The sequence below is a fragment of the Pseudomonas kairouanensis genome (assembly GCF_004682055.1).
GTDB lineage: Bacteria > Pseudomonadota > Gammaproteobacteria > Pseudomonadales > Pseudomonadaceae > Aquipseudomonas > Aquipseudomonas kairouanensis.
In genome coordinates this window covers 75,905-95,023 of sequence record NZ_QUZU01000024.1, presented here as the reverse complement: position 1 = coordinate 95,023, position 19,119 = coordinate 75,905, and the positions used below count along the sequence as shown (strand labels likewise).

General features: G+C 59.6%; 16 protein-coding genes. 6 read left to right on the top strand and 10 right to left on the bottom strand.

All coding sequences use genetic code 11. The features are described 5' to 3' along the window. Positions 1-110 precede the first annotated feature (110 nt). The 4 genes from DYL59_RS18945 to DYL59_RS18930 are packed head-to-tail and all read right to left on the bottom strand — an operon-like array spanning position 111 to position 3,866. Positions 111-1,190 (bottom strand): polyamine ABC transporter substrate-binding protein, encoded by a 1,080-nt coding sequence (locus DYL59_RS18945; RefSeq protein ID WP_135290542.1) that lies wholly within the window; start codon positions 1,188-1,190, stop codon positions 111-113. Positions 1,191-1,250: 60 nt separating this feature from the next. Then, positions 1,251-1,592 carry a cupin domain-containing protein gene (locus DYL59_RS18940; RefSeq protein WP_135290541.1) on the bottom strand — a complete coding sequence of 114 codons (342 nt, stop codon included), beginning with the start codon at positions 1,590-1,592 and terminating at the stop codon, positions 1,251-1,253. A 26-nt stretch (positions 1,593-1,618) separates the two neighbouring features. Further along, entirely contained in the window at positions 1,619-3,025 is a 1,407-nt protein-coding gene (locus tag DYL59_RS18935) for an NAD(P)/FAD-dependent oxidoreductase (RefSeq protein ID WP_135290540.1), read from the bottom strand. Positions 3,026-3,074: 49 nt separating this feature from the next. Further along, a complete protein-coding gene (locus tag DYL59_RS18930) occupies positions 3,075-3,866 on the bottom strand; it encodes a helix-turn-helix transcriptional regulator (RefSeq protein ID WP_135290539.1) in 792 nt (263 codons plus the stop codon). 258 nt (positions 3,867-4,124) lie between these two features. Here DYL59_RS18930 and DYL59_RS18925 point away from each other — a divergent pair, with 258 nt between their 5' ends. Then, positions 4,125-4,397: a DUF1652 domain-containing protein gene (locus DYL59_RS18925; RefSeq protein ID WP_135290538.1), complete on the top strand. Its 273-nt coding sequence runs from the start codon at positions 4,125-4,127 to the stop codon at positions 4,395-4,397. 73 nt (positions 4,398-4,470) lie between these two features. Here the strand turns inward: DYL59_RS18925 and DYL59_RS18920 are convergent, their stop codons facing one another. Further along, the gene (locus tag DYL59_RS18920) at positions 4,471-6,918 is read right to left on the bottom strand and encodes a UvrD-helicase domain-containing protein (protein ID WP_135290537.1); all 2,448 of its coding nucleotides are present in this window, start codon (positions 6,916-6,918) and stop codon (positions 4,471-4,473) included. Positions 6,919-7,136: 218 nt separating this feature from the next. On the opposite strand from DYL59_RS18920, the gene DYL59_RS18915 reads away from it, so the two are divergent. After that, positions 7,137-7,832, top strand: coding sequence for a pirin family protein (locus DYL59_RS18915; RefSeq protein ID WP_135290536.1), 696 nt, complete (start codon positions 7,137-7,139; stop codon positions 7,830-7,832). 61 nt (positions 7,833-7,893) lie between these two features. Here DYL59_RS18915 and pgm read toward each other — a convergent pair whose 3' ends face one another. From pgm to DYL59_RS18895, 4 genes are all read right to left on the bottom strand, one after another. Continuing rightward, on the bottom strand, positions 7,894-9,537 hold the full coding sequence (gene pgm, locus DYL59_RS18910; RefSeq protein ID WP_135290535.1) for a phosphoglucomutase (alpha-D-glucose-1,6-bisphosphate-dependent): 1,644 nt from the start codon (positions 9,535-9,537) through the stop codon (positions 7,894-7,896). A 100-nt stretch (positions 9,538-9,637) separates the two neighbouring features. Beyond that, positions 9,638-11,047 (bottom strand): aminotransferase-like domain-containing protein, encoded by a 1,410-nt coding sequence (locus tag DYL59_RS18905; protein ID WP_135290534.1) that lies wholly within the window; start codon positions 11,045-11,047, stop codon positions 9,638-9,640. Continuing rightward, positions 11,044-12,468, bottom strand: coding sequence for a hypothetical protein (locus tag DYL59_RS18900; protein ID WP_238340727.1), 1,425 nt, complete (start codon positions 12,466-12,468; stop codon positions 11,044-11,046). The genes DYL59_RS18905 and DYL59_RS18900 overlap by 4 nt, the downstream gene beginning before the upstream one ends. 709 nt (positions 12,469-13,177) lie before the next feature. Further along, entirely contained in the window at positions 13,178-14,200 is a 1,023-nt protein-coding gene (locus tag DYL59_RS18895) for a zinc-dependent alcohol dehydrogenase family protein (RefSeq protein WP_135290532.1), read from the bottom strand. A 247-nt stretch (positions 14,201-14,447) separates the two neighbouring features. On the opposite strand from DYL59_RS18895, the gene DYL59_RS18890 reads away from it, so the two are divergent. Then, on the top strand, positions 14,448-15,362 hold the full coding sequence (locus tag DYL59_RS18890; RefSeq protein ID WP_108573189.1) for a LysR family transcriptional regulator: 915 nt from the start codon (positions 14,448-14,450) through the stop codon (positions 15,360-15,362). A gap of 41 nt (positions 15,363-15,403) precedes the next feature. Then, positions 15,404-15,922: an SRPBCC family protein gene (locus DYL59_RS18885; RefSeq protein WP_238340725.1), complete on the top strand. Its 519-nt coding sequence runs from the start codon at positions 15,404-15,406 to the stop codon at positions 15,920-15,922. Here DYL59_RS18885 and DYL59_RS18880 read toward each other — a convergent pair. Further along, positions 15,905-16,810, bottom strand: coding sequence for a LysR substrate-binding domain-containing protein (locus tag DYL59_RS18880; protein WP_135290531.1), 906 nt, complete (start codon positions 16,808-16,810; stop codon positions 15,905-15,907). The genes DYL59_RS18885 and DYL59_RS18880 overlap by 18 nt on opposite strands. A gap of 91 nt (positions 16,811-16,901) precedes the next feature. Between DYL59_RS18880 and DYL59_RS18875 the strand changes: the two genes are divergently transcribed. Continuing rightward, positions 16,902-17,837 (top strand): DMT family transporter, encoded by a 936-nt coding sequence (locus tag DYL59_RS18875; protein ID WP_135290530.1) that lies wholly within the window; start codon positions 16,902-16,904, stop codon positions 17,835-17,837. A 37-nt stretch (positions 17,838-17,874) separates the two neighbouring features. After that, positions 17,875-19,062 carry a sulfotransferase gene (locus DYL59_RS31740; protein WP_238340723.1) on the top strand — a complete coding sequence of 396 codons (1,188 nt, stop codon included), beginning with the start codon at positions 17,875-17,877 and terminating at the stop codon, positions 19,060-19,062. Positions 19,063-19,119: the final 57 nt, after the last annotated feature.

Genomic DNA, 19,119 nt, shown 5'->3' with positions numbered 1-19,119 from the left:
ACTTGCTCCCGATTGCGGTGTATCAGTCAGCTGATCGGTAACTGACCCACCGCTATCGGGAGCAAGTCGAATCGTCGCACCGCCCCTCCCACAGGGTATGTGCGTCGTGCTTATTTACCGGTACGAATGGTGTTCCACACCCTTGTACGAATCCGGTCGATATTCAGCGGCATCGCCTCCAACGCAAACAACTTACCCATCATCTCTTCACTCGGGTAAATCTTGGTATCGGCCTTGATCTCAGGGTCCACCAGGCTGTCCGCCGCGCTGTTGCCGTTGGCGTAGTGCACCGAGTTGGTGATATCGGCCATTACCTTGGGCTCCAGCAAGTAGTTCATGAACGCATAACCGGCCTTTTCATCCGGGGCATCGGCGGGCATGGCTACCATGTCGAACCAGATCGCGGCGCCTTCCTTGGGAATCTGGTAGCCGATCTTCACGCCATTCTTGGCTTCCTTGGCGCGGCTTTCGGCCTGCAATACATCGCCAGAGAAGCCCACCGCTACGCAAATGTCGCCGTTGGCCAGGTCGCCGGTGTATTTGGAGGAGTGAAAGTAGGCCACATACGGGCGCACTTTCATCAGCAGCGCTTCGGCTTTCTTGTAGTCTTCCGGCTTTTTGCTGTGGGGGGGCAGGCCCAGGTAATTAAGGGCAATCGGCAACAATTCCGGGCCATTGTCCAGGATGGCCACGCCGCACTTGCTTAGTTTTTCCATGTATTCGGGTTTGAAGATCAAGTCCCAGGAGTCCACGGGCGCGTTATCCCCCAATACCGCCTTGACCTTGTCGATGTTGTAGCCAATGCCGGTGCTGCCCCACAGGTACGGGAAGCCATGGGCATTGCCCGGGTCGTTGTTTTCCAGGGCCTTGAGCAGCACCGGGTTGAGGTTTTTCCAGTTGGGGAGCTGGCTCTTGTCGAGCTTTTTCAGGGCGCCGCCCTGGATCTGCCGCGCCATGAAGTGGTTGGACGGAAACACCACGTCATACCCCGAGTTCCCCGTCATCAACTTGCCGTCCAGGGTTTCATTGCTGTCGTACACGTCGTAGCTGAAGCCGATGCCGGTCTGCTTCTGGAAGTTTTTCGTGGTGTCCGGCGCAATGTAGCTGGACCAGTTGTAGATTTTCACCGTCTCGGCGGCCTGGCTGATAGAGGCCACCAACATCAAGGGCAATAGGGCAATGGCTTTCATGGTTCGATTTCCTGGCGGTTTTAGGGCTGTTCTTATGGCAGGCGATCAAGGATCAAAGCGTTACAGAATCAATACGTAGGTCTTGCGCACGGTTTCCTGGATATCCCAGATGCCGGTGCTGTTGGCCGGCAACATCAGTGCATCGCCGGCTTCTATGTGGACGGTTTCACCGGTGTCGGGGGTGAAGGTGCAGCGGCCCTGGATAAAGTGGCAAAACTCCTGGGATTTGATCTGGCGCCGCCAGCGGCCTGGGGTGCATTCCCAGATACCGGTCTCGACGCCATCGGTGCGCTCCACGCTCAAGGTGGAGGCCACGGCGATGGGTTCGCCCAAGGGCACGGCCACGGGGGACGAGTCCGGCAGGTGGGCATTCAGCGTGTCTTTGAATTGAGTAATGCTCATGGGTTTTCCCGTGTGAGTGAAACGGCTTAGTGCATGAAACCTTCCATGAACCCGGCCATGCCGGTGGCCAGCTTGCGGCGCCAGGGGGCGGAGTGGGGGTTGGCCAATACCTGGTCTTCATGGACAAAACTGCGAATGATCGCGTTGTAGCCCAGCCAGCGGCAGGGTTCGGGCTCCCACGCCTTGAGGGCGTCGAGACCACGTTCACGGATCACCCAGGGTTGCTGGACCAACGGGGTATCGCGGCCCAGGATCAGGTCGGCCAGGGTACGGCCCCCCAGGTGGGTGGCACCTACGCCCTCCCCGCCATAACCGCCGGACAGCGCGATGCCGCTTTTATGGTCGCAGAGCATGTGCGGGCGGAAATTGCGCGCCATGCCCAGGTTGCCGCCCCACGAGTGGGTAATCTTCGTGTGCTTGAGCTGTGGGAAAAGCTCGCCGAACAGGTAGCGGCGCAACTGTACTTCGTTGTCGGTCAGGTCGAAGTCATGGCGCAGCTTGCCAGCGAACTGGTAGCCGCCACGGGCACCGAACACCAGGCGGTTGTCCGCGGTGCGCTGGCCGTAGGTGACCTGGCGGCTGCTTTCGCCGAACGCCTGGCCGTGGCTCAGGCCGATGTCATCCCAGGTGCTGGCGGGCAATGGCTCGGTGGCGACGATCAGGCTTTGCACCGGTAATTGGTAACGGCCCAGGGGTGGCAAGGTGTTGGCATACCCCTCCACGGCGGGCACCACCCAGGCGGCGCGCACGTTGGCCTTGGGCGTACGTACGCTGCCGGACTGCCAATGGATGGCCGGGCTGTTTTCGTAGATCGTCACACCCATGCGCTCGACAGCCCGAGCCAGGCCGCGCACCAGTTTGGCCGGGTTGATCGTGGCGACATGGGGCGCATAAATACCGCCATAGGGCTTGGCGATGCGGATCTGTTCGGCCAGTTGCGCCGGGCTCAGCCAGCGGTAGTCAGCCTCGGTAAGGCCTTGGGCATAGAGTGTGTCCAGGTAGTTGCGCAGGCTGCTTTCCTGCTCCGGGTAGCGTGCGGCACAGTAAAGCGCGCCGCCTTTGCGGTAATCGCAATCGATGCCTTCGCGGGCCAGCACATGCGCCACGTCGTCGGGAATAGCGTGCAGCAGGTCAAACGAGGCGCGGCGCTGCTCGGGGTTCAGGCCCGCCAGCAGGCGATCTTCCCCCAGCAAGTTGCCCATCAGCCAGCCACCGTTGCGGCCCGAGGCGCCGAAACCGGCGGTTTGCGCTTCGATGATCGCGATGTTCAGCTCGGGGGCCTGAAGCTTGAGGTAGTACGCCGTCCACAGCCCGGTGTAGCCGGCGCCGATGATGACCACGTTAACGTCCAGATCGTGCTCCAGGGACGCCCGCGCCACCAGCGGGTCGTCCAACTGGTCCATCCACAAGCTGATGTTGCGCCATGCTGGCATGCCCGGTTCCCCTACCTCGTTTCGATAGGGTGGATCCTAGGGCGCGGTGTTATTGAATGTCTTGCGCGCGTGCACGCAAAGAAATTTGTTTGACGTAGGCCTTCGGCGACTGGCCGGTGTGTTGACGGAATGCGCTGTAGAACGCCGACAGTGAATTGAAGCCAGCGGCAAACGCCAGGTCGTCGATTTTGATCGGCGGCAGGGCTTTATCCAATGCGGCGAGCAAATGCTGGAGCCGAGCCTGGTTGACGTAGCGATAAAAGCTCTGCCCGAGTACCTGGTTCAGCAGGTAGGAAATCTGGTTGCGGCTGTAGCCACATTCCTTGGAAACCCGTTGCAGGTCGAGTTCCGGGTCCAGGTAGGGTTGCTTGCCTTCGAAGTACTGCTGCAGGTCATTGGCCATATGCCCCAATTGCTGGGGTGACAGGCCCAGGCGGCTGACCGTGGGGCGTAAGGCCTGGGTCGGCTGCTCATGCACCAGGGACGCGTATTCATTGACCTGCCAGATCAGACCGTCACGCACGGTGATCGCCTCGCTGGTGCGGAACGACACCAGCCCCTGACCGCCGCGCAAGGTGATGCGGTACTGGATGAACGCGGTGTCACCATCGGCGCGGATACGATCGGTGTGCTCGATGGCCTCGTCCGCTTCTCGGGGCATGCTCGCTTGCAGGTACTCACGCAGATCGGCGTAACCGACGACACGGTTCTGGAAGAAGTCGTGGTACTGGATATCCGGGTGGTAGTAGGACATCACCCCTTCCAGGTCACGATGGCGCCAACACAGGTGGTGGCGTAGCACCAGGTCGCTCGTGGCTTGGGTGTGTTGGCTATCGGACATGAACGGCTCTACCACGGTAAAACGTTGGAGATTGCCGAATTTCGCCCGTGGCGACAACGGCCAAATCACGCTTCTGACTAATGGCCTATTGCCCAGCCCTTGAGTAGGACATGACCTACATCAAAGTTATGGAAAACAACCGCCGAACGGGGCGAAAAATTCATCTTAGGGTCGTCAACCAATGCTATTTTTTACCTTCTCTGACGCCACGACCAGTGAAGGTCATGGCCCCCTGCCGCGAGCTAAAGGAAGCGCTCAATGAACAAGGTGGGCAACATGAACAAAGTGACGTTCCCCAACGCATGCCAGCTGATGCGCTGGCATTTTCATCCAATGGGCTTCGAGGGCAGCATGGACGCGCCTGGCAGTATGGTGGCGCGGTTGTTTGACCGTGCCACGGGTGAGACGCTGATTGCCATTGCCGGAATCCCCTGTGCCACGGTGATGAATGCCGCCGATGTGGAGCGGATGATCGAGGCGGTGGAGGATGAACTGGAGGCATTTGTGCCACCGGTGTCGCTGCGGGCCTGAAGTCGATGCTCCAGATGAATGGGTATCAAAAAGTGGGAGGGGCTTGCCCTCCCCAATTGGTCACATCAATGACTTAACTGCGTTGGTCATCAAAGAACGCTTTCTTGCCATCCACCCGCTCCGACGCCTTTGGCATATTCACCGCCTGGCCTTCCGGTTTCTCCACGTACCAATAGCAATGGCTCACCGCTCGCGTGATGCCGACATACGCCAGGCGCAGCACTTCATCTTTCTGCGCGTTGTCATACGGTTCACTGTCACCGTCCTTGCCCAGGCCCGCCATGCGGTACACCTGGTTCTTGTACGGCGAGCTGGTGAGATGCTGGCAGTCCCCGAGCAGGAACACCGCGTCCGCTTGCAAGCCCTTGGCACTGTGATACGTCAGTTGTTTCAACCTGCGCGCAGGTAGTGGCAGGCTAGAATCTACATTAACTACAGACTGAATATGCTCCTGAATCAATAACTTATCGTTGCTTTTTCGATATAGCATCAACACCGTATCGCCGCTGGCATAGTGCTCCTGCAGTTGCCTCCCCAATGCCGCGTCATCCCGCTCAAGCACCTTGACCGGCACCAACGCCTTGGGCGCCCCACTGGCCTTGGCCTTCTTGCCGGGAATGGCCGGGGCAGCTCGCACGATATGTTCAGCCGCATCGATGATGTGCTGATGGCTGCGGTAGTTCTCGCCCAACATCACGCGGGTGGTGCTCGGCGATGGGAACTCCTTGTTGAACTCCATGAAGTACTTGGGCGAGCTGCCCCGCCAGCCATAGATCGACTGCCAGTCGTCTCCCACGCACAGCAACGAGGAGCGTTGCGCCCCACGGCCAACATGCATCGACGGCCCCCGACTGCGGATCTCCTTCAGGCTGGCACGCAGCCACGAGACGATCTGCGGCGAGACATCCTGGAACTCGTCGATCATCAGGTGCGACAACGGGCGTAACAAAGGGTCGCTGAGCAGCTTGAGGTTTTCCGGAGTGTTTTCGCCAAACAACGAGAACATGCGGTTGTAGGTCATGATCGGCGGCGACTGGTCCAGCAGGTGATCCTCCAGGGCCTTCCAGAAAATACTCAGGGCTTCGAAGAAGAAGCGGTCTGGGTCATCCTTGGCGAAGCTCATCTGGCCCACGGCGGTAGGCACGTCCAGGCCCAGGTTCTCGATAAACCCGGCGGCCGTCACAAAACTGTCCAGCAAGGGCGCCGACGCCAGCTCGCCCTTGACCTTGTAATCAAAGCCGGGACCTGCACTGGCATCACCGGCCAAGCTGCTCAAAAGGCGTTTTGAGGATTCATAGCTGTCTAGCCAAATCAATGGCTTACGACAGAAAGCTTGAAACAGAGTGCGCTTTACCGCCCACTCCGCACGCACTGATAGCTTGGCGTTGGGACGGCAAAGCTGGGGGTTTTCACGGGAATCAAAACCCAACACCACCCACGCATCCAGCTCCGGGATGTAACCATGGCAATGGAACTGCGCACCGTTGATCTCCAGCGTCTGGCGATTGGGCTCGATACCCTTGATGGGCCAGGCGCCGGCGCGGAACCACAAGTCCTCGATCACATCGCACAGTTCTTCATCGCGCTTGGCAGCCAACTCGGTCACCGCCATGCGTTTTTGTACATCGGGGTGATCCCGTTCCAGCTCCTTGAGCTGCAGACCATGGCGAGCCAGCGGCGCAATCAGTTCGCGAAACCGTGGGTGCTGGCCATGCAGGCGGTGATAACAGGCATTCATGTGCTGGCGCTGGGCGGGGTTGATGCGCAGATCGAACGGGTTGCTATCGGCATCATCTCCAGCCGCCCCCAGGTTTTCGAAGGCTTGCAGGCGCTCAAAGCCCGGCAGGCTGCGCACCATCGGGAGGATACGCGAGTGAAAGGTGCGTACCACCGCCTGGGCCTCCTTGATATCAAGGGGTTGACCCCACAGGCCGAGAATTTCCCTGAGCTTGTTGATGAAGTCTTTACGCGACTCACGGGTAAAGGTCACCACGGTCATCGAGCTGAGCTCATAGCCCAGGTAGTGGGTGAGCAGCAGAATGCGCAGCACCAATGAGGTGGATTTACCGGCTCCGGCCCCCGCGATCACCGAGGTAGAGGGTGTGTCGCTGAAGATCATCTTCCATTGCGCAGTACTGGGCTGGGCGTGGGCCGGCAGCAAGCGCGCCACATCAGCTTTGATACGTTTCTTCAGATCCGCTGTCAGCGGCAACCGCCAATCGTCGAACAGGCTGTCGTCCACCCCTGGCGCGCGATGCTCGTCCGGGCGGAAGTCGCGAATCAGCAAGACTTGGCGCCCCTCCTCGATGCCATCGGCCTTGCCCTCACGGTAACCGTATTCCACGCCCGCCTCGTGGCCACTGCGAAACCCATCGGCCTGCCCATGCAGCCAGGAAAACCGGTGCTGGGCGCGCAGGCGCGTCAGGCCGTGACCAAACAGGCGTGCGGCCAAGCGTTTGAATAGGGGCATTTCTGCCAGGGGGCGCAGTTCGGGAGGCAGATCAGGCTGTTGTTGCGACACGCGGACTCCTGCGGTGGCTTCGGCTTTGACGAGTGCGCCATGGTCGCCGGAATCGGCGCTCAGTGCCAGCCAATTGCTTTGTGGTCATACAGTTAGGCGATGAAGTGAAAGTCAAAACGCCACAAACCAATCTAACCTATCGATAGGAATAAGGCATTTTTTACGCTTTGTTTCGATTATGCGCTGCTGGATCATAGGGCCATCAACAGGAGACGATCATGCTTGAACTTCGACCTTTCAACTCCCTGGGCGGCGCCCATCATGGCTGGCTTGACGCTCACCACCACTTTTCATTCGCCGAGTACCACAACCCCAAGCGCATGCATTGGGGCAACCTGCGGGTGTGGAACGACGACATCATCGCGCCGGGCAGCGGCTTTGCGCAGCACCCGCACCGCGACATGGAAATCATCACCTATGTGCGTGAAGGCGCCATCAGCCATGCCGACAACCTGGGCAATAAAGGCCGCACCGAGGCCGGTGATGTGCAGGTGATGAGCGCAGGCACCGGGATCGCCCATAGCGAGTACAACCTGGAAGCGACGCCGACCAAGATTTTCCAGATCTGGATCATCCCTAACGAAGGCGGCTTGCCACCGTCGTGGGGGGCCAAACCGTTTCCCAAAGATGGCCGTGAAGGCTTTGTGACGCTAGCCAGCGGTAAGGCCGGTGACAATGAGAGCCTGCGCATTCGCGCCGATGCACGGCTAGTGGCGGCGACGCTGAAGGCTGGCGAAAGTGCGGAGTACCGGCTGGACGACGGACGCCGGGCTTACCTGGTACCTGCGACCGGTGTGATTGAGATCAATGGCTTGCGCGCGCAAGCTCGGGATGGTGTGGCGGTTGAGGATGAACAGGTGTTGCGGGTGACCGCGATCGAGGACAGCGAAATCGTGTTGGTCGACCTGGCCTGATCCAGGCGTTCAATACACCATCAACCGACTGTGGGAGGGGCTGCCCCTCCCACATCCGGGTTTACTGGGAGATCGCGCCGTCTACCAGCACTTGCGCCTCTTCTACCAACTGCTTGAGGTGATCTTCACCCTTAAAGCTCTCGGCGTAGATCTTGTAGATGTCCTCGGTACCCGACGGGCGCGCAGCGAACCAACCGTTTTCGGTCATCACCTTCAAGCCCCCAATCGCCTGGTTGTTGCCCGGCGCGTGGCTGAGGATGTGTTGGATGCTTTCCCCGGCCAGTTGCGTGGAGGTCACTTGCTCAGGTGACAGCTTGCCCAGCAGCGCTTTCTGCGCTGGGGTGGCCTTGGCGTCAACGCGAATCGCGAACGGCTCGCCCAGGGCATCGGTCAAGCCACGGTAGATCTGGCTCGGGTCCTGGCCTTTGCGCGAAGTCATTTCCGCCGCCAGCAAGGCCGGGATCAAGCCGTCCTTGTCGGTGCTCCATACCGTGCCGTCCTTGCGCAGGAACGAGGCACCGGCACTTTCTTCACCGCCAAAGCCCAACGATCCCTCGAACAGGCCATCGGCAAACCATTTGAAACCCACCGGCACTTCATACAGGCGCCGCCCGATGCGCGCGGCCACGCGGTCAATCAAGCCGCTGCTGACCACGGTTTTGCCCACGGCCGCATCGGCGCGCCAGTCGGGACGGTTCTGGAACAGGTAGTCGATGGACACTGCCAGGTAGTTGTTGGGCGCCAACAGGCCGCCGGACGGGGTCACAATGCCATGGCGATCGTGGTCCGGGTCGCAGGCGAACGCCACGTCGAACCGTTCCTTGAGGCCGATCAGGCCTTGCATGGCGTAGGTGGACGACGGGTCCATGCGGATCTGGCCATCCCAGTCGACGCTCATAAAGCGAAAGGTCGAATCGACTTCGGTGTTCACCACGTCCAGGTTCAGGCGGTAATGCTCGGCAATCGCCGACCAGTAGCGCACCCCTGCGCCGCCCAACGGATCTACGCCCAGGCGCAGGTCGGCGCTGCGGATGGCATCCATGTCGATCACGTTGATCAGATCGGCCACATAGCTGTTGAGGTAGTCATGGCGATGGGTGGTGTCGGCCTTGAGTGCCTGGGCATGGGTGATGCGTTTTACCCCGGCCAGTTTGTTGGCCAGCAACTCGTTGGCCTTGGCTTCGATCCACTTGGTGACGTGGGTATCGGCCGGGCCACCGTTGGGTGGGTTGTACTTGTAGCCACCGCTTTGGGGCGGGTTGTGGGACGGCGTGATGACAATACCGTCCGCCAAGCCACTGGTGCGGCCGCGGTTGTAGCAGATGATGGCGTGGGAAATGGCAGGGGTCGGCGTGTATTCATCGCCTTCGGCCAGCATGACGTGCACGCCATTGGCGGCCAATACTTCCAGGGCGCTGGCGCCGGCAGGCGTGGACAGCGCATGGGTGTCCAGGCCGACGAACAGCGGGCCGTTGATGCCCTGCGCTTCGCGGTACAAGCAAATGGCCTGGCTGATGGCGAGCACATGCCATTCGTTGAAGCTCAGTTCAAATGAACTGCCACGGTGGCCGGAAGTGCCAAAGGCTACACGCTGGGTGGAGATCGCTGCATCAGGCTGGCCCGTGTAATAGGCCGTGACCAGTCGCGGGATATCCACCAGCAACTGGGCTGGCGCCGGCTTGCCCGCAAAAGGACTGATTGTCATGCATAAACCTCAGAAAGAAGGAGTCGGAAAAATCGCAGTTTACTGACACTTCGACTGCTGCGCGACGTTATAAATCCTACGCCATAGATAGAAATTTCACTCACTGACCAACCTGCGCCTGGTGCAACGCTTCGCTGATCCCGGCGAGGGCGTCGTCAAGGTCGGGCTGCCCGTGAAAGGTATGACTCAATCGCAAGTGCTGGTGATGCAAGCCACTGAGACTGAACAGTTCACCCGGCGCTACGACCACCTGCCGGCCCACCAGGCGCTGGAACACTTGGCGCATGTCCACGGGCTGATTGGCACCCAGCCAGAAGGCCGCCCCGGCGGCGGGCATGCGGTAGGTAACTTGATCACCCAAATGCCGCTCAAGGCGTTGCGCCATTTGCATCGCTTGCTCGTGCAACAGTTGGCGCAACGTGCGCCAGTGCTGGTCCATGCGCCCGCTTTGGTAAAGGCGCGCAATTGCGCGCTGGCGGATTGAGGACAGACGGAAAGAGCGCAGCAGGAACTGGCGCTGGAACTCGCTACTCTGGCGCCGCGACAGCAGGTATCCATAGGGGGCCTCCGAGCCGAGTGTTTTCTCGAACGAAGAAAACACCATCAGCCGCTCGGGGTTCACCTGGTCGCGCAGTGTCATCTGGGGCAGCTTGAAACCCAACTCGCCATACGTGTCGTTTTCCAGCAGCCAACAACCGTGCTGGTCCAACAGTTTCGCCACTTCCAGGCAGTTTTGCGCCGTCAAGGCAACTCCGGATGGCAAGCTCACCGCTGAGGACAGCAGTACCAGGTGGATGGGCTCGCTGCGCAGCAACTGATCGAGGGTCACCACGTCCAGACGGCCATCAGGCAGCCAGGGCAACTCGATTACACGCACGCCAGCGTCTTGCAGCAGGCGCAGGATCAGCCAGTCACAGGGCGACTCCACGATCACCGAGGTGCCTCGCAGGCCTAGCACGTCGATCAGGATGGCCAGGACGCCACGCAGGTCTGCGCCGATATACACATCGTCCGCATGCCAGCAGCGTGTAGGCGATGAGGTGTACCGCGCCGCCAGCGCTGCGCGCAGTTCCCACACACCGCACGCCTGTGACCAGGGCTGCAGCTGATGCGGGTACTGGCGCACCAACTCCCGCTCTAACCGTAACAATGTGCCATCCAGGGAGGCCAGTAGCGTGGGCTCATCCCCGCTGAGCACCACCATGCCAGGGCGCCGGGCGGCTGCGTAGAGACGGTCGAGCAAGTCGCCGCCGACGCCCGTCAGCAGGTTGGCGGTCATGGGCCAGGCGTAATACCCCGACTTTGCCACCGAATACACCCTGCCCTCCTTCTCCAGCAGCGAATAGGCGTACTGAATCGTCGAGATCGACACATTCAAGCGCGCCGCCAGTTGGCGCAGGGACGGCAGCTTCACGCGGGCATCGGTACTGACTTCGTTGATCAGGCTGATCATGTATCGGTACACGGCCTGGTACGCGAAGTCTGCCTGCCGCTCGCCGCGCAGCGTCATCGCCCGGACAGTTGAAAGGCCTGGCCAACACCGTGCGCCCTGGGGCGGGCATCACGCGGCTGACCACCTCCGGGCACCAGTGGCCATTTACGATACAGGTGCTGCAACAAGGGCATCGGCAAGCCGCTGGTATCCACCACCCACTGTTGCAGCATGTCTGCCGAGGGATTGCCCTGCAGCGCCTTGTGCAGTTCGGGCAACGCTACCAGCATGCCCGGGTGGCACTGGCGCAAATAGCCCTCCAGCCTTTCGCCGTGCTGGATAAACGGTGAAAACAACATGCAGACCAGTTGTGTTTCATCCAGGCCAAAGAACTGCTGGGCGTAGGTACTCGACGAGACCCGCCCTTCGCGGGTAGCCGCCTGGGCGAGCAACTCTTCAGGCATGTGACGACTGCGCAAATAGTGGCCTGCCAGTTGAATGAAGCCTTCAACGCCTGCCTCGTAGTCCAGGTCGCGCAGGCATTCGGCTTGCAAGCCACGCAGGTGGGCCATCAACAAAGGGTTGGCATAGGCCGGCTGGCTGAACTGGAAGCCGAGCGGATCAGGCGCGTAGGCCATGAAGTCCTTGAGCAAGGGCGTGGCGGGCAGATCGATGCTCTCCAGCAGATCAGCAATGCCAATGTAGGCCAGGTGGCGATGACCCACCTGGCCGGGCGCGGCATCGGGCACATAGTGGTCGCCGTAGACGTCCCGGTAATAGCCCTCGCTCCATTGATCCATACGCTCGAACAAACCATTGAGCGAGAGCGCGCGGCCGTTCCCAGCAGAGAGGCTCGCCCCTTGGGCGGCGCTCTTGAGCCAGGCCAGCAGTTGGCGCTGCTTGCGTGGGGAGTCACCGCTGACCAGGGCATGTACGCCGCCGTGCCAAGTGGTGACACGCTGGTAGAAGTCACCCAGCGCCAGGTAGGTGTTGTTGCACAGTGTCGCGCGACAGTCTCCGGAGGTGAGGTGCCCGACCATCAACATATTGCGCTGGTTGGCCTCGCGCCCACCGGCAGAGGCCGGGCGCTGATGGTTGAAGGGGTGAATCTCCTGGTTTTCCACCATCAACAACTCCACGCGTGGGTCGTCATGGAAAAACAAACGGCTATAGCCGCGATTGAGGGTATCCAGTGTGCCCTGGGTCATCCCGGCGTGGCGTAGCGTGGCGACGCGCAATTGAAAGGTCCGCGGAGCCCGGCCGGCGATAGTCAGTTGCGCTGCGCGCAGCAACGCCAGGGTGTAACTGCTGGCTGCGCCGCTCCCATGGGCTAGCAGCACCTTGTAATCACCCACCTGCTCCATGCCACCCGCTGCCACAGTGATTCGCTGCACCAGCAACTGCAACGCCGTGCGCTCCTCGCGAGAGAGGTGGCCAATCAACCGTTGAAGAACTTGCTGATAAACATAATTCATAGCCTGTTCGTGAATAGCGCTCATAGTTCTACTACCTGAGTTGAAATATCAGTTTCGGGAAACCACCTGACCGTCTTCGCCCGACCTATTGCGTATGTAGGAGATGTGCTCGTCGTCACGTACGCCGATGAATAAACACTAGCACTCCGGCACAAGGGCGTCTCGGCACCCTGCGTGGTCTGCAGCGCCATCATCCGATAAAAAAACCATTACATTACAACACCTTAAGATTGGTTTTCTTACCCCTAGGACCCTTCCGACAAACTCCTACACTTCTTTAACTAAGCTATTAAAGAAGCGTCCCACATTTAGACATCAGCACACTTTCCAATTAATTGAATTGATACTTCCCAGGAGCCCTTCCTTCCCTCCGGGCTCGCACAGGCGCCAAGGCGTTAGTTGCCAGTCTTATTAGTGGCGACATCCTTAATTCATTCATTGCTCATTCCTTGAGATGAAAGTGACGGCACAATTATCAGGGCTTGAATATTGATTAACAGATACAGAACTTGAGCTAAAACCAGTTCAGATCTGCATCAGGCACCAGAATGATGGCGCACACACGGCGACGCCGCGCTGGGGTTCAGCGCGGCGTCGGAGGGGAAACCCGTATTCATGGGGATAAAGCGCCGAATCAGCGCTCTAGGGGGAGAGCAGGATGTGCCCTGTCAAATGGCGCATTTGCCCCATGCGCCAGCGGGTCGGAAGCTTCGTTTACGAAACTTCCTACGCATTAAACAGCTTCAACCTGCAACGCGACGCGCTCTCGGCATGGGCATTCGTCCATATAGCGGTGAGCTTCCACGAACTGATTGAACGGAAACACCGTGGTTTTCAGCGGTACCAGCACACGATCGGCCGTCAGTTGGTTGATATCCCTGAGGGCGCGCTGCAGGGCGACCTGATCCTGGATGATGCCCAGCTCCGGCTTGCCGGTGAAGTTGCCGATGCAATGCACGAAGAACTGAATGTTCTTCTGGAATGCCGCGCAGGCCGGGAACGGCGTCTGGTTGCCACCCTGCAACCCGTACAGCACCAGGCTGCCACGGGGTGCCAACACGTCACCCAGCAGCGACATCTGCGGGCCGCCCAAGCCATCGAACACCACGTCGACACCACGGTTTTCTGTGAACTTGTTGATTTGCATCAGCAGGTCCTGCTCTTCGGTGACGATGACTTTCTCCGCCCCCAGGGACAGCAGGTATTCACGCTCAGCACTGTCCTTGGTCGCCGCAATCACCCGCACACCCAGGGCCTTGCCCAACTGCACAAAGGACGGGCCCGCACAGTGGCTGGCGTCGGTCACCAGGGCGAACTGCCCAGGCTTGACCCGTGCCAGGTCCACATACGCAAAGTAGGCAATCAACAGCGGCGTGTAATGCACACTGGCTTCAATCGGGCTCAGCACATCGGGGTAACGGGTGAGCGCCGACCGGGGCAGTACAATCTGCTCGCCATACACCGGGTAGTCATTGGGGCTCTCGGCCGGAAAACTGGCCACCTTATCGCCCACTGCCAAATCATTCACGCCATCGCCGACGGCGACCACCACCCCGGCCATCTCATGACCCAAGCCTGATGGCAGGCGTGCATGGGACGACGCCAGGTTCTGGCGCCACAAAATGTCATACCAACTGATGCCAATCGCTTCGACACGCACCTGCACTTCGCCCGGTGCGGGCAACGCGGCTGCATGCTCTTCGCACTTGAGCACCTCGGCCGGACCAAACTTGTGAAAACGGATCGTGCGGGACATCGCAAACCTCGTCAAAGTAACCTCTAATGCCATGAACTCTATCTGGGCTTTACGGGTTAGGCCACCGGTCGCCATTAATAGTCAACATGCCTACCATTGATTCCGCATCTGAGGAATAGACCTCAAGTATTGTAGGAAAACTCAATTTACCGATGCAGAGTACCAGCCTTTCCCCGTAAGATTCACGCCGGTCATTGTTCTTTTATGGCCGCTCACGTCAAGCCTGCTGACTCTTCCAGGACACAAGATGAACCGTAACGACCTGCGTCGTGTCGACCTTAACCTCTTGATCGTATTCGAAACCTTGATGCATGAGCGCAGCGTGACTCGCGCTGCGGAGAAGCTGTTCCTTGGCCAACCGGCCATCAGCGCGGCCTTGTCGCGGCTGCGTGGCCTGTTCGACGACCCGTTATTTGTGCGCACCGGCCGCAGCATGGAACCGTCGGCCCGCGCCGTCGAAATCTTCGCCCTGCTCTCACCAGCCCTGGACTCCATCTCCACCGCCGTCAGCCGGGCCGCCGAGTTCGACCCCGCCACCAGCACCGCCGTTTTCCGCATCGGCCTGTCCGATGACGTCGAATTCGCCCTGCTGCCCCAACTGCTCAAGCGCCTACGCGCCGAAGCCCCCGGTATCGTGCTGGTGGTTCGCCGGGTCAACTACATCCTGATGCCCGGCCTGCTGGCCTCTGGGGAGATCTCCATCGGTGTCAGCTACACCGCCGACCTGCCCGCCAATGCCAAGCGCAAAGTCCTGCGCCGCAGCTTGCCTAAACTACTGCGCGCCGACAGCGTGCCGGGCTCCCTGAGCCTGGACGACTTCTGCGCCCGCCCTCATGCGCTGGTGTCATTTGCCGGCGACTTGAGCGGGTTTATTGATGAGGAATTGGAAAAACTCGACCGCAAACGCCATGTGGTGCTGGCGGTTCCGCAGTTCAACGGGTTGGGTACCTTGCTGGCGGGCACGGATATCGTCGCCATCGTGCCGGACTATGCCGCCGAGGCACTCACAGCGGCAGGCGGCCTCAGGGCCGAGGAGCCGCCGCTGCCAGTGCGCTCGTTTGAGCTGCATATGGCGTGGCGTGGCTCCCAGGATAATGATCCTGGGGAGCGGTGGTTGCGGTCGCGGATTCAGATGTTTTTCGGGGACCCGGATAGTCTCTAAGCATCGTCACGAAGCCTGTTCATCCTGATCATTTCTGCTTTTTGATCGCCCCCACGCTCTCGACAGCCACCCTCGACCTGAAGAGTTATCACTTGGCGATCCACGAGCATTATCACGCCCATATCAGCAGCGACAGTGGCGTCAACCAGGGCTATACGATGAAGCAAGACTGCGCCCGATCGCGCGAATTCGGCGCCTGGTACCTGTGGCCGAACTTTTGCCTGGAGGTCTATCCAGGCGGGTACATGAATGTGCTGCATCACCTGCCGGTCAGCGTGGACAAGACCCTGCAGATGGTTGAATGGTTTTGCACGGCAGCCACTCCCTCTCGGGAAGAACAGGAGGTCATCGACTTCGTCGCCTTGATCCGCGAAGAAGATATCCCCCTGTGCGCCAGTGTGCAGCGTGGCCTGAACAGCGACGGCTACCAGCAAGGCCGCTTTATCGTTGATCCGGCACTGGGGGCCAACAGCGAGCATGCCGTGCACGACATTCAGAAGAAGACCCTGGCCGCGCTGGGCCTGCTGCACACTGACCAGGAATCAGTCTGCGAACGATGAATTCAACCACTCCAGCACCTGGCGAACCGACGGGCTGAGGGTTTCATCACGCCATTGGTACACGCTCAAGGCTTCAGGGAGGTGTATGGATTCGGAAAAAGGCCGTACCAGGTCACCACTGGCGAGCATCTTTTCACTGGTGCGACGCCACCCAAGCGCAAACCCCAGGCCTTCGACACATGCCTGCATCATGACCGGATAACTGTCATAGAACTTACCCTTGAGTTCTCCGGGCCTGATGTGAAATTCCCCCAGCCAGTCGCTCCAGGTACTCCAGTACTGAGGCGTGGCGACGTGATGCAGCAACGGCAGGTCCACCAAGTTTCGCAAGGTCAGTGGGTGATCGCCCAGCGAGGCCAGGTAGCTGGGACTGCACACCGCAAACACGTCATCACTCAAGGTCAACAGCCGGGTGTGATCACCCGACGGACGACCGGAGGTTTGGATAGCCAGATCGAATTTTTCCGCGGTTTCGGTAATCGGTTGGATGGATGCATTGAGGCGTACGTCCAGGTCAGGGAACTTCCTGTGCAGATGCGTGATATTGGGCATCAACCAGTAAAAGGCTTCGCACAATTGCACCTCCAGGACGATTGCATTGTTGTCTCGTCCTGACTTCAGCTCTTCGGCGCGTGAAGCAATGCCCAGGAAAGCCGTGCGCACCGCGTCTCGAAACTCGGCGCCCGCCTCGGTCAGAAATACGGCGCGATTCCTACGCGTAAATAACGCCACGCCAAGGAATTCTTCCAGGGATCGTACCTGTTTACTGATAGCAGCCTGGGTGAGATGCAATTCATCCGAGGCTTTGGAAAAACTTTCCAGACGCGCCGCGGCTTCAAAGGGAACCAGGCTGGAAAGTGGGGGCAGTGAGCGTTTGAAGTTATCCATAATTTTCATTCCTCCTGCGTAACCCTAAGTCACTTTAAATGCAAAACGAGCTCACCCAGAATCCTTCAGGTCGATCACATCAGGACCCATCATGTCTGCAACCACAACCGTTACCGCCGCTGAAAACCGACAAAGCATCCTCATCGTCGTAGGTTCGGTGTTCCTGTTGTCGGTGTCAGACGCTCTGATCAAGGCCACCAGCGCCGAGACATCGATGTGGCAGCTCTACGTGATTCGCTCGGTCCTGGCTATCGGCATGCTCGTCGCCTTGTTGATGTACCGCCGCGGCACAACGCAGCAACGGCCGCTTTCCCTCTTGTGGATCGGGACAAGAAGCCTGCTGCTCGCCCTGATGTGGATCGCCTTTTACAGCGCACTGCCCTTCATCAGCCTGACCATAGCCGCATTAGCGATCTATACGACACCTTTGTTTATCGCTTTGTTCTCGGCCGTCACCCTGGACGAGCATGTCACACCGCGTAAATGGGTGGCCATTTTGTTGGGGTTCGCAGGGGTGCTGGTCACGCTCGCGCCCAGTCAGGCTGACTTCAACCTATGGACACTGCTGCCCGTACTCGCTGCGATTTTCTATGCCCTCGCAGCGGTCGTGACCAAGGGCAAGTGCGCCAATGAAGTGCCGATGCACCTGGCCCTGGCGCTGAACATCGTCCTGTTGTTCATGGGGTTGGTCGGCAGCATCGTCGTCACACAGACCGGCCCCCACCTGCCTGCCAATGAGGGCCTGCGATTTCTGGTCGGCAACTGGTCGCCAATGGCGATCGGCGATTGGGGCGTGATGGTCGTACTGGCGATTCTCATGGTACTGGTCAGTACCGGCATCGCCCGGGCCTATCAGATCGGCGAGACCTCGATCATCGGCGCATTCGATTACACCTACCTGATCTTCGCGATTGCCTGGGGAGCGTTGCTGTTCAACGAAGTGCTCAATGTCCGGACCGCGGCCGGTCTGGCCCTCATTCTGATTTCAGGCCTCATCCTGCTGAAAAAGCCCGCCGCCACGCGCTGAACGCTTCACATGCACAGGCCTTAACCAGGAGCTGTTTATGCTGACGTCATCCGATTCCCTGCCCAATGTGATTTTGTGGGCGGTTTCCCGCAGCCGCTCTACCGCTTTCGAGCGGGCCGTGATGCAGCATCCAGACGTCAGGGTGTTGCACGAAAGGCTCTCCGAGCCATTTCTGGCCAGGCATTTCCCCGAGAAACATGCGTTGATCCAGCGCACTCGCCGGATCAATAACGGACCGCCCGGCATTACCGGTTACGCCGAAGCGATGGCGTTGCTCGGCGAACATCCAGCACCACCGCACCGCGTGCAATTCTCCAAGGAGATTGCTTACTTCGTGGACTTCGACTCGATTGACAGCACGTGGCTGGCGCAATTCAGGCATGTGTTCCTGGTTCGCCAGCCGCGGGATGTGATGCGCTCGCTGTATCGCGTCAGCCAGAGCGGTGGCACCACCTATTTCGATGCGGATGAGTCCGGCTTCGATGAGCTGGCGCGTATCCATGAGCGGGTGCTCGAACAGTGTGATGCCAGTCAGGTGCTGTACCTGGACAGTGATGAGGACCTGATGGGTAATACGCGCGGCACGCTGGCGCGCTTTTGTGATTTCGCCGGTATCGACTTTTCGCCTCGCCTGTTGAACTGGGCACCGGAAAAGGTCGAACAGTGGCAATTTTTTCAAGGCTGGCATGACGATGCCGAGCGTTCCTGCGGTTTCGCTCAAGTCGCGCATCCCGAAATCACGTTTCCGGATGCCGTCGAATGTACAGCGCGGGACAAGCAACCCCTCTACAATTTTTTCCATCTGGCAGCCGCCTGGCAACGCGTGCCTCCCACGAAGGATCACCTTGCCTGTCTTCATGAGCCGGTGGACGCCCATCTGCGAGTGCTGTTGCTGGCATCGACGAGGCCGCAGCACCTGCGTGCGTTGCAATGGGCCGCGCAATTGCCTGGCGACTATGCCGTTTGGCTATGGAGCAGCCCCGCAGCCTGCCATTTCGACGCGATTATCCGAGAAATCGAGCAGTTGCAGGACCTGCCGCTGGTGACGTTGACGACCTCTGAAGACTCGGCGTCGCTTGAATTCGTGCGCCGTCTGAGCCATCGCCAGCTGTGCCTGATCTGCCCAGACAGCACGCAGGCACGCCACACCGAGGTCAAGCTGATCATTGTCGATCGAGATAACCCGGCGATGGATGAAGTCAGCCCAAGGATTGCCCAGTATTAGCAGGCGGCCGCTCAACACAGCCGCGAGCAGCAGATCAGGACCCAGCGTCTCAACGCC

Coding starts and splice junctions, on each gene's coding strand:
- DYL59_RS18945 (WP_135290542.1), bottom strand. CDS start 1,190: ATGAAAGCCATTGCCCTATTGCCCTTGATGTTGGTGGCCTCTATCAGC.
- DYL59_RS18940 (WP_135290541.1), bottom strand. CDS start 1,592: ATGAGCATTACTCAATTCAAAGACACGCTGAATGCCCACCTGCCGGAC.
- DYL59_RS18935 (WP_135290540.1), bottom strand. CDS start 3,025: ATGCCAGCATGGCGCAACATCAGCTTGTGGATGGACCAGTTGGACGAC.
- DYL59_RS18930 (WP_135290539.1), bottom strand. CDS start 3,866: ATGTCCGATAGCCAACACACCCAAGCCACGAGCGACCTGGTGCTACGC.
- DYL59_RS18925 (WP_135290538.1), top strand. CDS start 4,125: ATGAACAAGGTGGGCAACATGAACAAAGTGACGTTCCCCAACGCATGC.
- DYL59_RS18915 (WP_135290536.1), top strand. CDS start 7,137: ATGCTTGAACTTCGACCTTTCAACTCCCTGGGCGGCGCCCATCATGGC.
- pgm (WP_135290535.1), bottom strand. CDS start 9,537: ATGACAATCAGTCCTTTTGCGGGCAAGCCGGCGCCAGCCCAGTTGCTG.
- DYL59_RS18905 (WP_135290534.1), bottom strand. CDS start 11,047: ATGACGCTGCGCGGCGAGCGGCAGGCAGACTTCGCGTACCAGGCCGTG.
- DYL59_RS18900 (WP_238340727.1), bottom strand. CDS start 12,468: ATGAGCGCTATTCACGAACAGGCTATGAATTATGTTTATCAGCAAGTT.
- DYL59_RS18895 (WP_135290532.1), bottom strand. CDS start 14,200: ATGTCCCGCACGATCCGTTTTCACAAGTTTGGTCCGGCCGAGGTGCTC.
- DYL59_RS18890 (WP_108573189.1), top strand. CDS start 14,448: ATGAACCGTAACGACCTGCGTCGTGTCGACCTTAACCTCTTGATCGTA.
- DYL59_RS18880 (WP_135290531.1), bottom strand. CDS start 16,810: ATGGATAACTTCAAACGCTCACTGCCCCCACTTTCCAGCCTGGTTCCC.
- DYL59_RS18875 (WP_135290530.1), top strand. CDS start 16,902: ATGTCTGCAACCACAACCGTTACCGCCGCTGAAAACCGACAAAGCATC.
- DYL59_RS31740 (WP_238340723.1), top strand. CDS start 17,875: ATGCTGACGTCATCCGATTCCCTGCCCAATGTGATTTTGTGGGCGGTT.